Below are 14,486 nucleotides of genomic sequence, written 5' to 3' on the forward strand. Positions count from 1 at the left end.
CGCATAACGTCTCTGTATTGCATTATCGGAAATATCCGCTACCGCAGCGCAACATTAACATTGTCTGGCGTTTAATCAAGCCGGTGGCTGAGAAAATAGCCATTTCTCAATGGGATTACGGCCATAAATTTGTAAACTTTAATGCTGGCAGCGACAAATATTGCTGATATCTCTCGATGCTGTATACTTATCCAGTATTCGGAGGGGGTATGCGTAAGATCATTCATGTCGATATGGACTGCTTCTTCGCGGCAGTTGAAATGCGCGACGATCCCTCTTTGCGTGATATCCCCATCGCCATTGGTGGCAGCCGGGTACAGCGTGGCGTCATCAGTACCGCCAACTATCCGGCACGCGAGTATGGCGTCCGTAGCGCGATGCCTACCGCGATGGCGTTAAAGCTCTGCCCACATCTGCGTCTGCTGCCCGGACGTTTCGAAGCCTACAAAGAAGCCTCGCGCCAGATCCGCACGATCTTTGCCCGGTATACTTCCCTGATTGAGCCGCTTTCGCTGGATGAAGCTTACCTTGATGTGACTGACAGTCCACATTGTCAGGGGTCTGCTACTTTGATGGCGCAGGCGATCCGCGCCGACATCTGGCGGGAAACGCAGCTCACCGCATCAGCAGGTATCGCGCCAATTAAGTTTCTCGCCAAAATCGCGTCGGATTTGAACAAGCCCAACGGCCAGTTCGTCATTACGCCGCAGGCGATGCCGGATTTTTTGCTGACGCTGCCGCTGAGCAAAATTCCGGGCGTTGGCAAAGTGTCGGCGAAAAAACTGGAGGAGATGGGGCTTCTGACCTGTGGCGATGTGCAGCAAACCGACCTGGCGCGTCTGCTCAAACGCTTCGGCAAATTTGGCCGGGTGTTGTGGGAGCGCAGCCACGGCGTTGATGAGCGTGGCGTGGTGGTGGAGCGGGAACGCAAATCTCTCGGCGTTGAACGCACCCTGATGGAAGATATTCATCGCTGGGAGCAGTGCCTGGAGATTATTGATTATCTGTACGAGGAGCTGGATCGTCGTTTGACGCGGATTCGCCCGGATAAACTGATCGCCCGTCAGGGGGTGAAGCTGAAGTTTAATGATTTCCAGCTGACGACCCAGGAGCATGTCTGGCCGGTGCTGAATAAAGAGGACATGATCGCCGTGGCGCGTAAAACCTGGGACGAACGCCGTGCCGGACGGGGCGTCAGGCTGGTGGGATTGCATGTCACGCTGGTGAATCCACAGTTGGAACGGCAGTTGTTGCTGGGGTTGTAGTGAGGTGCGGGCTAATACCCTCACCCCGGCCCTCTCCCATGAGGGAGATGTGCCACAGGCTCGATCAGTCCCCTCTCCCGCTTGCGGGAGAGGGTTAGGGTGAGGGTGAGGGTGAGGGCAAAAATTATTTCTTGCCGTACTTCGCTTCCAGCGTGGCGAACCACGGAGCGACGAAATCGCTGTTTTCGCCCCAGCCCGGAATAATTTTGTTCAGCGACGCCACATTCACTGCACCTTGCTGGCTGTTCAGCTGCTGCTGCGAAATTGCCGACGCTTTAAACTCGTAGCTGGCAGGGGTGGCTTCACCGGCGATTTTATTCGCCACCAGGCGCATATTCACCGCACCGATGGTTTTTGGATCAACCGCTACCGTCTGCACCCACGGGCTGTTCTTCTCGTGCATCAGTTGCAGGTCCTGGTTGGAGACATCAATGCTGTAAAGCTTGATCTCGGTACGACCATTCTCCTGCAACGCCTTGTAAGCCCCCTGGCTGAAGGCATCCCACGAACCCCAGATGGCATCAATCTTCCCTTTCGGGTACTTGGCCAGAATCGCGCCAATTTTGTTGGCGGTGTCGCCCTGAACGTCAGAAGAAACGGCACCAATCGACTCCAGCTGATGAATGCCTGGATTCTCTTTCAGCAGTTTTTCATACACCACCTGGCGGCGATCCATCGCCGGGAAGCCACCGACCCACAGCTTGACGATATTCGCTTTACCGTTGAAATCTTTGACCATCTGGCCGAGTGACTCTTGCGCCAGTGACGCATCATTTTGCGCCGTCACCGTCACACCGTTCACCGGGGTATCCACCGGGGTATCGAACACCGACAGTTTAATTCCGGCATCGGCGATACGCTTCACCAGCGCGGTGGAGTAGGGTTCTTTACCGTGAGACAGGATGATGCCGTCATACTTCTGGCTGATGGCCTGGCTGACGAAATCCTGGAAGCGAGCGTCATCACCGTTGCTCAGAAAGGTGCTGACTTTAAAGCCCAACTGGCGGCCCTGCTGAATCGCACCGGCGACAAACTGGGTGGTGTTATCGTCAGAACCGAGGTTACGAATAATTGCGATACGCACCGGTCCCTGATGATTAGCGATGGCGGCAGGTACCGGCACCACGGTGTCGGCAAAGGCGGCGCTGGCATTCAGCAGGCTTACGGCCAGCAGCGAAAGGGTGATTTTTTTCATGTTGTTCTCTTTCTCAAGGGAAGCGCCTTAGCGGCGCTGGATATAGGTAATCGCCAGGGCCAGAGCCAGCACCAGGCCTTTAATAATGTCCATCGCGTAGTAAGGCACGGAAAGCATCACCAGCCCGTTTTGCAGCACGCCGAGGATCACCGCACCCACCAGGGTGCCGAGCGCGTTAGGTTTGCCGGAACCGGCCAGCGAGAAGCCAATCCACGCCGCCGCCACCGCATCCATCAGATAGCCGCCACCGGCATTCACCTGTGAGGAGCCAATACGCGATGCCAGCAAGATGCCGCCCAGACCTGCCAGCAGTGAGGCGATCACATAAGCCAGCACGCGATAGCGGGTGGTGCGAATGCCGGAGAGACGCGCCGCTTCCGGGTTGCCGCCAAGGGCATACATACGGCGGCCATGTTTGGTCAGCGACAACGCCAGTTGGGCGACCACGGTCACTACCAGCATAATAATGACGATGGTTGGTACCTGGCCGAGCAGGTTAAAACCTGCCGGAATGGCCCCTTCCGCCATGTCGCCGTTTGGCATCACCATATTCTCGGTAATTGAGCCGCCAAAGCTGTAGGTCATTGCCACGCCCTGAATCACGAACAGGGTGGCAAGGGTCGCCAGCATGTCGGGAATGCGCAGCACCACAATCAGGAAGCTGTTAAACAGGCCCACAAGGGTGCACAGCAGCAGGGTGATAATGATCGCCTCGGTGGTGCCAAAGCCGTACCAGACGAACAGCGAAATCACCAGCGCGTTTGCTAACGACGCGGTGGAGCCAACCGACAAGTCAAAGCCGCCGATGGTCAGCGAGATTGACACGCCAATCGCAATCACCGTCACAATGGCGATCGAGCGCAGAATGTTGATGATATTGGTGGGTTCAAGGAAGCTGTCTGACGCGAGGCCAAAGGCAGCGATCAGGATCACCACCGTCAGCAACATGCCCCATTTATAGAGAAAATCAAACAGTTGATGGCGCAGAGAAGGCTGCGGGTTCAGGATTATTTCTTTGCTGCTCACGCAGGGGTTCCTCCGGTGGAATAAAGCAAAAGCGTCTCTTCTGTGGCCTCACGTCCCTCCATTTCTGCCACAATGCGCCCATCCCAGAGCACACAAATACGGTCACACAGGCCCACCAGTTCGGAAAACTCACCCGAAGCGTAGATGATGCCTTTGCCTTCCCGCGCTAAACCGTCGATCAGGCTGAACAGATCGGTTTTCGCCTTGATATCGACACCTTTAGTCGGTTCATCAAAAATCAGCACGTCAGCGTTATTGCGCAGCCATTTGCCGATCGCCACTTTCTGCTGGTTACCGCCGGACAGGCGGCGCAGCGTCTGCGCCGGACCAGTGGTACGCACGTTGAGGCGGTTAATCACCTCTTCCGCCCAGCGCCAGGCCTGGCGATGACCAAACAGGCTCCAGCGCGAGAAACTGTTATCGGCGCTGATGCTCAGGTTCATCGCCACCGACTCATCAATAAAGATGCCTTCTTTACGCCGTTCTTCCGGCACCAGCGCCATGCGATTTTCCACCGAATCGTGCGGGGAACGCGGCTGCCACGGCTTACCATGTAACTCGCCTTTGCTGACGCGGCTTTTGCTGGCACCAAATAATGCTTTGCACAGCTCGGTTTTCCCGGCACCGGCCAGACCGGCGATCCCCAGGATCTCCCCTTTATGCAGACGTAGCGAGATATCCTGCAACAACTGGTCGTCGTGCAGACCTTCCACCGACAGCAGCAGCGGTTGCGACTGACGTTCACGACGTGGCGGGTAGACATCGGTCAGCTGGTGGCCGAGCATCTTCTCGACGATTTGTTCACCGCTGAGTGCGGCCATCGGTGCGGTTTCGATTAACCGTCCGTCACGCAGCACCGTCAGCTGGTCGCAAATCGCTTTCAGTTCATGGATACGGTGGGAAATAAACACCACGCCAATGCCGTTGCCCTGTAAACGGCGTACCACGTTAAACAGACGCTCGCTTTCATGCTGGTCAAGCGGCGCGGTGGGTTCATCCAGAATCAGGAAGCGGCAGTGGTGGGAGAGGGCGCGTGCCAGTAAAATCTGCTGCTTCTCCGCCAGCGAGCAGCGTTCCACCAGGCGTTTGACATCAATGTTCACTTCCAGCTGCTCCAGCAGCGCACGCGCCTGGCGACGGATCTCGCCCCAGCGATAACCGTGGCCGGGTTCTGCCAGCTGATCAAGCAGGATGTTTTCCGCCACGCTGAGCTGTGGCACCAGCGCCACATCCACTTCCTGCTGGACCAGATGAATACCCAGTTTTTTGGCATCGCGCGGTGAGCGAATGGTGACGGGAGCACCGTCGAGCAGGATTTCGCCGTGATAATGGCTGTGGGCACCGGCCAGCACCGCCATCAGTGTTGATTTCCCCGCGCCATTCGCGCCGGTCAGCGCATGCACCGAGCCACCGTCGGTGGTGAAATCCACCTCGGTTAGCGCGGCAAAACCGCCAAAAGCGATGGAGATATTACGCATCTCCAGGCGGTTAATCGCACTCATGGACAGGGCCTTTAATAAAGAGAATTGGGCGCATTTTTTCCTGAACATCCAGGCTCGGCAACAAACGAAAGCGCATAAGCTAGCACAAAATCTTATTAGCCATCCAGACATCTGGGCGTAACGGCGGCTAAAACTGGCTGTAACCAAAGCGACTGGTGAAAGAGGGAGGTGATGTGAGGGATTTGTAGCGAATTATGCTGGGGTTGTTAACAGGCATAAAAAAACCAGGCCGGAGCCTGGTTAGTCACTTTACGAAATAGTTACACTTTTTCTGGCACAACGTTCAGCAAAGAGGTCAGCAGCTGCCAGTACAAACCGACGCTGGCGATGTGAACCTGCTCATCCGGGGAGTGCGGGCCAGTGATGGTCGGTCCGATGGAGACCATATCCATATTTGGATACGGTTTCTTGAACAGACCACACTCCAGACCGGCGTGGATCACCTGGATATTCGGCGTTTTGCTAAACAGCGCTTCGTAGGTTTTACGCGTCAGCGCCATGATCGGCGAATCGGCATCCGGCTGCCAGCCTGGGTAACCGCCTTTCGGTGCGGTTTTGGCACCCGCCAGCTCACCCAGCGAGGTCAGCACTTCAACCACGTAATCTTTACCGGTATCGATCAGCGAACGGATCAGACAGATGATTTCTGCGTTGTCCTGGTCCATCGTCACCACGCCGACGTTAAGCGAGGTTTCCACCACGCCTTTCGCCACGTCTGAATTGCGGATCACACCGTTCGGGGTGGTGTTCAGCAGGTTCAGGAAGCGGTCACGGCTGTCGGCAGTCAGCGCCTGGCCCTGATGCGCCAACGGCTCGCTCAGCAGCGCGATGTTCTTCTCTTTAATACCCAGCTCGTTTTGCAGCGTCGCCTGGAAATGCGCCGCAGCTGATTTCAGCGCGTCCACTTTATGGCTGTCGATCGCCAGGGTCGCGAAGGCTTCACGCGGGATGGCGTTACGCAGCGTACCGCCGGTGAACTCAATCAGACGCACATCAAGGGCGCGCGCATGGGCGGCGAGGAAGCGCGCCAGCAGCTTGTTGGCATTACCCAGACCGAGGTGGATATCTGCGCCGGAGTGGCCGCCTTTCAGGCCTTTCAGCGTCAGCTTCAGGGTTTCATAACCGGCAGGCACTGCCTCACGGCTTAACGGCAGGGTGGTGATAAAATCGATACCGCCCGCGCAACCCATGTAGATCTCACCTTCTTCTTCTGAGTCGGTGTTGATCAGGATATCGGCCTGCAACCAGTTTGGTTGTAAACCAAACGCGCCATCCATACCGGATTCTTCCGTCATGGTCAGCAGCACTTCAATCGGGCCGTGTGTCAGGCTGTTGTCAGCCAGCACTGCCAGCGCCGAGGCCATACCGATGCCGTTATCGGCACCCAGCGTGGTGCCGCGCGCTTTCACCCATTCGCCATCGATATACGGCTGAATGGGGTCTTTGGTGAAGTCGTGCACCGTGTCATTGTTCTTCTGCGGCACCATGTCGAGATGCGCCTGCAAGGCGACCGGCGTGCGTTTTTCCATGCCTTTGGTGGCGGGTTTACGAATCAGGATGTTTCCGACCTGATCGCGTTCAACCCAAAATCCTTGCTCTTTGGCCCAGCCGACGATGTATTCGGCCAGCGCTTCTTCATGATAAGACGGGTGTGGAATGGAGCAGATTTTGGCGAAAATATCCCACAGCGGCTGGGGGGAAAGTTGAGACAATTCAGACACAACGCGTCTCCTGTGTCAGCGTGGCGGACAGGCCGCTCGCACGCGGGGTTCCAGTGAAAGATCGCCGTCAGCTCATCTGACGTGATGGGGCTGAGAATATCACTGTTTCTGGCCGGGTGCGTAATCAGGCGCGTTAAAAACCCGCAACCGATGTGCAGATGCTGGTTTTTAATGCGACAGATCCTTATAATCTCGCGCAACCCATTCCCCCTTGCACATTTTTAAGCCAACTTCAATTGGCCGGGACTCCTTTTATGAGCGAAAAATACGTCGTCACCTGGGACATGTTGCAGATTCATGCCCGTAAACTGGCCCAGCGCCTGCTTCCTGTGGAACAGTGGAAAGGCATCATCGCGGTAAGCCGTGGTGGTCTGGTGCCGGCATCATTGCTGGCGCGTGAACTGGGTATTCGCTACGTCGATACCGTATGCATCTCCAGCTACGATCACGACCATCAGCGTGAGATGACCGTGCTGAAGCGCGCAGAAGGTGATGGTGAAGGCTTCGTGGTGATTGACGATCTGGTGGATACCGGTGGCACCGCGCAGGCAATCCGCGATATGTACCCGAAAGCACGTTTCGTCACCATCTTTGCGAAACCGGCAGGCCGTGCGCTGGTGGATGATTACATCGTCGATATTCCGCAGAACACCTGGATCGAACAGCCGTGGGACATGGGTGTGGTGTACATTCCCCCCATCGTCAAAAGCTGATTGATGTAACGCAAACAACGCCCGGTTTCGCCGGGCGTTGTGCTTTCTGTCTCTCGCACCGACAGTGCGGGTGCAGTAAACTGATCCTCGCCGTGACCGTCGCAGGAGAGAGTTTACGATGCCGAGCAAAAACCTCAGCGAAGAGCTATTCAAACCGCGTTTCAAACACCCTGAAACATCCGCCCTGGTGCGACGTGAGCACCATAGCCCAATCCAGGTACATAACACGCTGGAAGGGGATACCCAGCATTGCTGGTATCGCATGCTGAACAAACTGCTGTGGACCTGGCGTGGCCTGACGCCGCAGGAGATCAGCGAAGTGTTGGCGCGTATCGCCATCAGCAATGTTGAACACACCAGCGATGAATTGCTGGATACGGTGATTGGCTACCGCAGCGGCAACTGGAATTTTGAGTGGTCGAAGCAGGCGGCGGTGTGGCAGCAGGAAGCGATGCAGGATGAAAACCCTGAACAGGCAGGTCAGGAGTGGTTGCACGCGGCCAATCTCTACAGCCTGGCAGCCTATCCCTATATTAAAGGTGACGAGCTGGCCGATCAGGCGCAGGTGCTCGCCAACCGGGCTTACGAAGAAGCCACCCAGCGCCTTTCGGGCGAGTTAAAAGCCCTGACCTTCTCCATCAGCGGCGGCAGCCCGGTGACCGGCTTTCTGCATATGCCTGCGCAGGCCAAAGCGCCTTATCCGACGGTGATGCTGTGCGGCGGGCTGGATTCGCTGCAAATCGACCATTATCGTCTGTTCCACGATTACCTCGCTCCACGCGGTATCGCGATGCTGACGCTGGATATGCCGTCGGTGGGTCTGAGCAGCAAATGGACGCTGAATCAGGACACCAGTCAGTTACATCAGCAGGTGCTGCGTGAACTGAGCAACATCCCGTGGATTGATCACACGCGTGTGGGGTTATTTGGCTACCGTTTTGGTGCCAACGTCGCAACGCGACTGGCTTATCTCGAAGTGCCGCGTTTGCGTGCGGTCGCCACGCTGGGTGCGATGGTACACGGCGTGTTTGTCGATGCGCAGCGTCAGGATCAACTGCCGGATATGTATATGGATATGCTGGCGAGTCGCCTCGGTATGTCATCCACCCCGGACAGCAATCTGCGTACGGAACTGAATCGCTACTCGCTCAAAGTGCAGGGGTTGTTGGGACGCCGTACGCCGATCCCGATGCTGGCGGCTTACTGGAACAACGATCTGTTCTGTCCTGAAGAGGATGCGCGGATGATTGCCAGCTCCTCGGCACAGGGGAAAACGTTGATGATTCCAACCGCACCGGTCTTCAGTAGCTTCGACAAAGCGCTAAATCAGATTTGCGACTGGCTGGCAAAGCAGTTAAAAGACTAAGTAGCAATCGTTACACGGTCCGTTAATCGAAAAGGGAGAATTAGCATGTCGTTACCGAGTGGTCACCCCCGCAGCCGTCTGCTTAAGCGCTTCACCGAGCTTGGCCCCTATATTCGTGAAGGGAAATGCGAAGAAACACGCTTCTTCTTTGATTGCCTTGCCGTATGCATCAATGTGAAACCGGCACCGGAAAGCCGTGAATTCTGGGGTTGGTGGATGGAGCTGGAAGCGCAGGAAGATCACTTCACCTACCAGTACACCTTTGGTCTGTTCGACAAAGCGGGTAACTGGAGTGCTGCCGCCATCAAGGGCAAAGATAACAATGCAAAAGTTGAGGAGACGCTGCGCAACTTCCACGAGCGTCTTAAAGCGACACTGCATGAGCTGAAACTGGATCTCAAACCTGCTGCGGGATTTGATGAACAACCGGTAAAGCTGAGCGCGTAACCAATAAAAAGGGCAGGTGATGAGCCTGCCCTCTGATTACAGACACAATGAGGGTAAAACGTTTTTAGAACTGGTAAGTCATGCCCACAGCCACAACGTCGTCGTTGTTGAGTGCCAGTTTGTTGTCATCCGACAGTTGGTTGATTTTGTAATCCACCATCATGGACATGTTTTTGTTGAAGTAGTAAGTCGCACCCACGTCGATATATTTCACCAGGTCGGCATCGCCGATACCGTTTTCGATATCTTTGCCTTTGGTCTGCACATAGCCCAGTGACGGACGCAGGCCGAAATCAAACTGATACTGTGCCACCAATTCGATGTTCTGCGCTTTGTTCGCCGCACCGGCTACTGAAGCTCCCTGATAAGTGCCGCTGATTGGCGTCATGTTGCGGGTTTCGGTGTAGATCGCGGCCAGGTAAACGCTGTTGGCGTCATACTTCAGGCCAGCACCCCAGGACTCCGCTTTCTGGCCTTTACCGTAGGTACGGGCTTCCTGCTGGTTGGTGCGGTCAGAAGAGGTGATGGCGCTGATGGCGCTGATACCGGTGTCACCAAAGGTGTAACCCAGCGATGCGCCGTAGCCGTCGCCGTTCTGGCGGGAGGTATCGGTAGCGCTACCACGGGCGTTGGCGCTGGTGGCGTCGTTTTTGCCCTGATATTGCAGCGCGAAGCGCAGACCATCCACCAGGCCAAAGAAGTTGTTGTTGCGGTAAGTGGCGACGCCAGTGGCGCGCTGAGTCATAAAGTTGTCAGAGCGTGCGGTGCCGTCACCACCGAATTCCGGGAACACGTCGGTCAGGCCTTCCACGTCATACAGCACGCCGTAGTTACGGCCGTAGTCGAATGAACCGTACTGGCTGAACTTCAGACCGGCAAAGCCCAGGCGGGTTTTGTTGCCGCTGTTGGAGTCTGAACCTTCCGAGTTGTTGACGTTGTACTGATATTCCCACTGGCCGTAACCGGTCATCAGGTCGTTGATCTGCGTTTGGCCTTTAAAACCAATACGCACGTATGATTTGTCACCGTCTGAGCTGGCGTTGTCGCTCAGGTAGTGTTCAGCTTTCACCTTGCCGTAGAAGTCCAGTTTGTTACCGTCTTTGTTATACACTTCGGCGGCATGTGCGGTGGAGGCCAGAGCCAGCGCGGAGACGACTAATGCCAGTTTGCTTTTCATCATTTTGCTATCAATCCCAATGAGTAAAATTTGTTATGCCCGTGAAAGGACTTGTAATAAATCACGGGGACTTTTTACCGGGTGGCGATGAAAGTTTTATGACAGTTTTTCTGTTTTCTTGTTAATCGCGAACTTTTGGTCTACGGCATTGTCCGGGGAATTTTGTGCTTTTCCCCCGGTGGCTGTTGGCTTCCTTGCTCACTCCTGATAAAACGTCCCTTCGCAGAACTTTTTTCTTATATGGCAGGAAAAACATGAGTGGCAGTCAGACCCTTGTGGTCAAGTTGGGTACCAGCGTTCTCACCGGCGGTTCACGTCGACTGAATCGGGCGCATATGGTGGAGCTGGTTCGTCAGTGTGCACAGCAGCACGCGGCGGGCCATCGTATCGTTATCGTTACTTCGGGCGCTATGGCGGCCGGGCGCGAACACCTTGGTTACCCGGAACTGCCACCTACCATCGCCTCAAAGCAGCTGCTCGCTGCGGTGGGGCAGAGCCGTCTGATTCAATTGTGGGAGCAACTGTTCTCCATTTATGGCATCCATATCGGCCAGATGCTGCTGACGCGGGCGGATATGGAAGATCGCGAGCGCTTCCTGTATGCACGCGATACGCTGCGTGCGTTGCTCGACAACCATATCGTGCCGGTGATCAACGAGAACGATGCGGTTGCTACCGCCGAAATTAAAGTTGGCGATAACGACAACCTCTCCGCGCTGGCGGCAATGTTAGCCGGGGCCGACAAATTGTTGTTGCTGACCGATCAACAGGGGTTATTTACCGCTGATCCGCGTAGCAACCCGGAAGCTGAATTGATCAGCGATGTACACCAGATCGACGATGCGTTGCGTACCCTGGCGGGTGGCAGCGTCTCGGGCTTGGGCACTGGCGGTATGGCGACCAAGTTGCAGGCGGCGGATGTGGCCTGTCGCGCCGGTATCGACGTGATTATCGCTGCCGGAAGCCGTAGCAATGTGATTGGCGAAGTGATTGAAGGTAAGCCGGTTGGCACCCGTTTCCATGCTCAGCAAACGCCGCTGGAAAACCGTAAACGCTGGATCTTTGGCGCACCACCGGCCGGTGAACTCACCGTGGATGATGGTGCGCTGGCGGCGATTCTTGAACGCGGCAGCTCACTGCTGCCGAAGGGTATCCGTGAGGTGCAGGGCAACTTCTCTCGTGGGGAAGTGATCCGTATTCGTAGCCTTGAGGGGCGTGATATTGCCCACGGCGTAACGCGTTATAATAGCGATGCGATGCGGATGATCGCCGGGCATCACAGCCAGCAGATTGGCGAGATCCTCGGTTATGAATATGGCCCGGTGGCGGTGCACCGCGACGATATGATCGTCAGTTAAGGAGCGGATGATGTTAGAAGAAATGGGTAAAGCGGCGCGGGCAGCGTCGTACAAACTGGCGGAACTCTCCACCGCACAGAAAAATCAGGTGCTGCTGACCATCGCCGATCGGCTGGAAGCGGAAAGCGCAGATATCCTTGCGGCCAATGAGCTGGATCTGGCCGATGCGCGCCAGAACGGTATGAGCGAAGCGCTGCTGGATCGTCTGACACTCAACCCGCAGCGTCTGAAAGGTATTGCCGATGATGTACGTCAGGTGTGCCGTCTGGCCGACCCGGTCGGGCAATTGATTGATGGCGGGTTGCTCGATAGCGGCCTGCGTATTGAACGTCGTCGCGTACCCCTCGGTGTGGTTGGGGTGATTTATGAAGCACGTCCCAATGTGACGGTGGATGTTGCATCGCTGTGTCTGAAAACCGGCAATGCGGCGATTCTGCGCGGCGGCAAAGAGACGTATCGTACCAACGCCGCGACAGTGCGAGTGATTCAGAATGCCCTGATGCAGCACGGTTTACCGGCGGGTGCGGTTCAGGCGATTGAGAATCCGGATCGCGAACTGGTGAATCAACTGCTGAAGCTTGATCGCTATGTTGACATGCTGATCCCGCGTGGCGGCGCTGGTCTGCACAAGCTGTGCCGTGAAAACTCTACCATCCCGGTGATCACCGGCGGGATCGGCGTGTGTCATCTTTACCTTGATGAAACTATGGAGACAGAGGCGGCATTGACGGTAATCGTTAACGCCAAAAAACAGCGCCCGAGTGCCTGTAACTCGCTGGAAACGCTGCTGATTCATCGTGATCAGGTGGCGCGTTTTATCCCGGCTTTCCTGCAACGGATGGCGGAAGAAAAAATTGCCCTGCACGCCGATGAAAACATAATTGGTCTGGTGCAGAACGGCCCGGCCAGCGTGGTTGCGGTGCAGGCTGCCGAGTATGACGATGAGTGGCTGTCGAACGATCTTAACGTCAAGCTGGTGGAAAATATTGATGAGGCTATCGATCATATCCGTGAACACGGCACCCAGCACTCCGATGGCATCCTGACGCGCAGCATTGGCAATGCTAACCGCTTCGTTAATCAGGTGGATTCCTCGGCGGTGTACGTCAATGCCAGCACCCGCTTTACTGACGGCGGCCAGTTTGGTCTTGGGGCTGAAGTGGCAGTCAGCACGCAAAAACTGCATGCGCGCGGGCCAATGGGTCTGGAAGCGTTAACTACCTACAAATGGATTGGCTGGGGCGACGATACGCCACGCGCTTGATGTGTTGTCAGATGAAAAACAGGCACCTTTTACGGTGCCTTTTTTGTCACTGATTCGTAGCGACGCGATTTATCGCGCAACTGTCCAGTCTCCAGATGCGAAAAAGGCCGCCTTGCGGCGACCTCTTCCGGCACGTCCCTGTACGACCATCCGTTATTTGTACAGTTCTGCGGTCATGTGAACACGGTTATTGGTGTTCGCTTCGGTGATTTTGTACTGTGCACCCTGCTGAGCGGCCTGTGCAGCAATTTTGGCTTCTGCACCGTCCAGCGTTGAAGAGGTAACAGAGATGCTCTGCGCGAAGCTGGCTGCTGACATCAGGGAAAGAGCGGCTACAGCGGCGATTGACAGTGCTTTGATAGTTTTCATGGTCTTAATCCTTAATTTGTTTGTTTGGAAGGCTGTGTGCCTTCGATGAAAGTAATAATAACCATAGTTATCGTTTCATGAATGATAATTAGTGCGATAACTGTGATCGTGCTAATTATTACCTTATTTAGTCAGTTCAGCTGACAGGTAAGCACCGTTGTCTACGCGTGCGCCGGTGATTTTGTATGACGCACCTGCCTGTTTGGCCTGTGCAGCGATTTTGGCTTCTGCGCCATCCAGGGTAGAAGCGGAAGCAGTGATGCTCTGCGCAAAGCTACCGAAAGAAACCAGTGACAGGGCGGCAACTGCAACGAAAGTTTTGATAGATTTCATGGTCATTTCCTCAGAAGTTTGTTTAATTGGTGAGGCGTTGTGCCTCGATGTGAGAGAGAATAGACCTGTCGGCGGGTGAGGAAAAGCTGAGGGATTTGCTGAAAGAATTCAAAAAAATTGAATATAATATGCGCGATGAATCTTTCCTGTTCAGCAGACACCTTTGGTTGAAGGAGTCGCAGCGGCGCGATTTATCGCGCGGTTTTCAGGCAACTCTGGGGTTTAAACCCGCGCGATAAATCGCGCCGCTACCTACAGGTGGGTGTTGGCGATATGAACGGTTTTGTCAGGGAATGCTGATAAGTTCCACCTGCGGTGCGTTGCCCCTTGACTCGTTTGGAGGTTTTTTCTAACTTATTGCCCCGTAGTTACCCGCCTTCATGCCGGTATAGCTCAGTTGGTAGAGCAGCGCATTCGTAATGCGAAGGTCGTAGGTTCGACTCCTATTACCGGCACCATGTAAAATCCATAAATTATGCCATATTCTCCTCCGGCCATTAACGTGTGAGACTAACTCACGATATCGCATTTACTTTGTTGATTCATTATAAAAATTTGCACTCGGGTGGATTCAGGATCATCTTACTTTTTTGAAAATAATCAGGATCAGGGGAACGCAAATAATAAACCCCAAAAAGGCTGTATTAATAATTACATTTAATGATTCAATTAAAGATTCAGTTATTGCCCAATGCTCGGTCACGGGTATGGTTTTAGTAAGCTGCATTGATTGTTTATCGTAGATATCAG

The 14,486-nt window shown here is 54.9% G+C and carries 13 protein-coding genes and 1 tRNA gene; 7 read left to right on the forward strand and 7 right to left on the reverse strand.

The genetic code is table 11. The features are described 5' to 3' along the window. The first annotated feature begins 209 nt into the window (after positions 1 to 209). Positions 210 to 1,265: a DNA polymerase IV gene (dinB, locus tag AC6I8R_RS04375; protein WP_497831945.1), complete on the forward strand. Its 1,056-nt coding sequence runs from the start codon at positions 210 to 212 to the stop codon at positions 1,263 to 1,265. A 124-nt stretch (positions 1,266 to 1,389) separates the two neighbouring features. Here the strand turns inward: dinB and AC6I8R_RS04380 are convergent, their stop codons facing one another. From AC6I8R_RS04380 to pepD, 4 genes are all read right to left on the reverse strand, one after another. Then, complete coding sequence (locus AC6I8R_RS04380; RefSeq protein WP_497831946.1) at positions 1,390 to 2,460, reverse strand: sugar ABC transporter substrate-binding protein; 1,071 nt, start codon at positions 2,458 to 2,460, stop codon at positions 1,390 to 1,392. Positions 2,461 to 2,487: 27 nt separating this feature from the next. Next, on the reverse strand, positions 2,488 to 3,486 hold the full coding sequence (locus AC6I8R_RS04385; protein ID WP_021186165.1) for an ABC transporter permease: 999 nt from the start codon (positions 3,484 to 3,486) through the stop codon (positions 2,488 to 2,490). Beyond that, positions 3,483 to 4,988 carry a sugar ABC transporter ATP-binding protein gene (locus AC6I8R_RS04390; RefSeq protein WP_021186166.1) on the reverse strand — a complete coding sequence of 502 codons (1,506 nt, stop codon included), beginning with the start codon at positions 4,986 to 4,988 and terminating at the stop codon, positions 3,483 to 3,485. The genes AC6I8R_RS04385 and AC6I8R_RS04390 overlap by 4 nt, the downstream gene beginning before the upstream one ends. Before the next feature lie 260 nt (positions 4,989 to 5,248). After that, on the reverse strand, positions 5,249 to 6,709 hold the full coding sequence (pepD, locus tag AC6I8R_RS04395; RefSeq protein WP_021186167.1) for a beta-Ala-His dipeptidase: 1,461 nt from the start codon (positions 6,707 to 6,709) through the stop codon (positions 5,249 to 5,251). 254 nt (positions 6,710 to 6,963) lie between these two features. Here pepD and gpt point away from each other — a divergent pair, with 254 nt between their 5' ends. From gpt to crl, 3 genes are all read left to right on the forward strand, one after another. Beyond that, positions 6,964 to 7,422 (forward strand): xanthine phosphoribosyltransferase, encoded by a 459-nt coding sequence (gene gpt, locus AC6I8R_RS04400; RefSeq protein WP_021186168.1) that lies wholly within the window; start codon positions 6,964 to 6,966, stop codon positions 7,420 to 7,422. Positions 7,423 to 7,540: 118 nt separating this feature from the next. Then, a complete protein-coding gene (frsA, locus tag AC6I8R_RS04405; RefSeq protein WP_415175015.1) occupies positions 7,541 to 8,788 on the forward strand; it encodes an esterase FrsA in 1,248 nt (415 codons plus the stop codon). Positions 8,789 to 8,833: 45 nt separating this feature from the next. Then, on the forward strand, positions 8,834 to 9,235 hold the full coding sequence (crl, locus tag AC6I8R_RS04410; protein WP_021186170.1) for a sigma factor-binding protein Crl: 402 nt from the start codon (positions 8,834 to 8,836) through the stop codon (positions 9,233 to 9,235). Positions 9,236 to 9,299: 64 nt separating this feature from the next. Here crl and ompC read toward each other — a convergent pair whose 3' ends face one another. Then, entirely contained in the window at positions 9,300 to 10,415 is a 1,116-nt protein-coding gene (gene ompC, locus AC6I8R_RS04415) for a porin OmpC (protein ID WP_497831947.1), read from the reverse strand. 251 nt (positions 10,416 to 10,666) lie between these two features. Between ompC and proB the strand changes: the two genes are divergently transcribed. Then, positions 10,667 to 11,770, forward strand: a complete 1,104-nt coding sequence (proB, locus tag AC6I8R_RS04420) for a glutamate 5-kinase (RefSeq protein WP_021186172.1) — start codon at positions 10,667 to 10,669, stop codon at positions 11,768 to 11,770. A gap of 10 nt (positions 11,771 to 11,780) precedes the next feature. Next, positions 11,781 to 13,034, forward strand: a complete 1,254-nt coding sequence (gene proA, locus AC6I8R_RS04425; protein ID WP_497832737.1) for a glutamate-5-semialdehyde dehydrogenase — start codon at positions 11,781 to 11,783, stop codon at positions 13,032 to 13,034. Positions 13,035 to 13,187: 153 nt separating this feature from the next. Here proA and AC6I8R_RS04430 read toward each other — a convergent pair whose 3' ends face one another. Then, entirely contained in the window at positions 13,188 to 13,403 is a 216-nt protein-coding gene (locus tag AC6I8R_RS04430; RefSeq protein WP_013508022.1) for a YdgH/BhsA/McbA-like domain containing protein, read from the reverse strand. Positions 13,404 to 13,526: 123 nt separating this feature from the next. Continuing rightward, positions 13,527 to 13,736, reverse strand: a complete 210-nt coding sequence (locus tag AC6I8R_RS04435; protein ID WP_013508023.1) for a YdgH/BhsA/McbA-like domain containing protein — start codon at positions 13,734 to 13,736, stop codon at positions 13,527 to 13,529. Between the two features lie 382 nt (positions 13,737 to 14,118). Here AC6I8R_RS04435 and AC6I8R_RS04440 point away from each other — a divergent pair. Further along, a tRNA-Thr gene (locus tag AC6I8R_RS04440) sits at positions 14,119 to 14,194 on the forward strand. Positions 14,195 to 14,486: the final 292 nt, after the last annotated feature.

The sequence above is a fragment of the Pantoea sp. X-Soil-OKNW-713 genome (assembly GCF_059730685.1).

Excerpts from the sequence above, each read along its gene's own strand:
- frsA (WP_415175015.1), top strand. The coding sequence starts at position 7,541 with ATGCCGAGCAAAAACCTCAGCGAAGAGCTATTCAAACCGCGTTTCAAA.
- AC6I8R_RS04390 (WP_021186166.1), bottom strand. The coding sequence starts at position 4,988 with ATGAGTGCGATTAACCGCCTGGAGATGCGTAATATCTCCATCGCTTTT.
- proB (WP_021186172.1), top strand. The coding sequence starts at position 10,667 with ATGAGTGGCAGTCAGACCCTTGTGGTCAAGTTGGGTACCAGCGTTCTC.
- ompC (WP_497831947.1), bottom strand. The coding sequence starts at position 10,415 with ATGATGAAAAGCAAACTGGCATTAGTCGTCTCCGCGCTGGCTCTGGCC.
- dinB (WP_497831945.1), top strand. The coding sequence starts at position 210 with ATGCGTAAGATCATTCATGTCGATATGGACTGCTTCTTCGCGGCAGTT.
- gpt (WP_021186168.1), top strand. The coding sequence starts at position 6,964 with ATGAGCGAAAAATACGTCGTCACCTGGGACATGTTGCAGATTCATGCC.
- AC6I8R_RS04435 (WP_013508023.1), bottom strand. The coding sequence starts at position 13,736 with ATGAAATCTATCAAAACTTTCGTTGCAGTTGCCGCCCTGTCACTGGTT.
- proA (WP_497832737.1), top strand. The coding sequence starts at position 11,781 with ATGTTAGAAGAAATGGGTAAAGCGGCGCGGGCAGCGTCGTACAAACTG.
- AC6I8R_RS04380 (WP_497831946.1), bottom strand. The coding sequence starts at position 2,460 with ATGAAAAAAATCACCCTTTCGCTGCTGGCCGTAAGCCTGCTGAATGCC.
- crl (WP_021186170.1), top strand. The coding sequence starts at position 8,834 with ATGTCGTTACCGAGTGGTCACCCCCGCAGCCGTCTGCTTAAGCGCTTC.
- AC6I8R_RS04430 (WP_013508022.1), bottom strand. The coding sequence starts at position 13,403 with ATGAAAACTATCAAAGCACTGTCAATCGCCGCTGTAGCCGCTCTTTCC.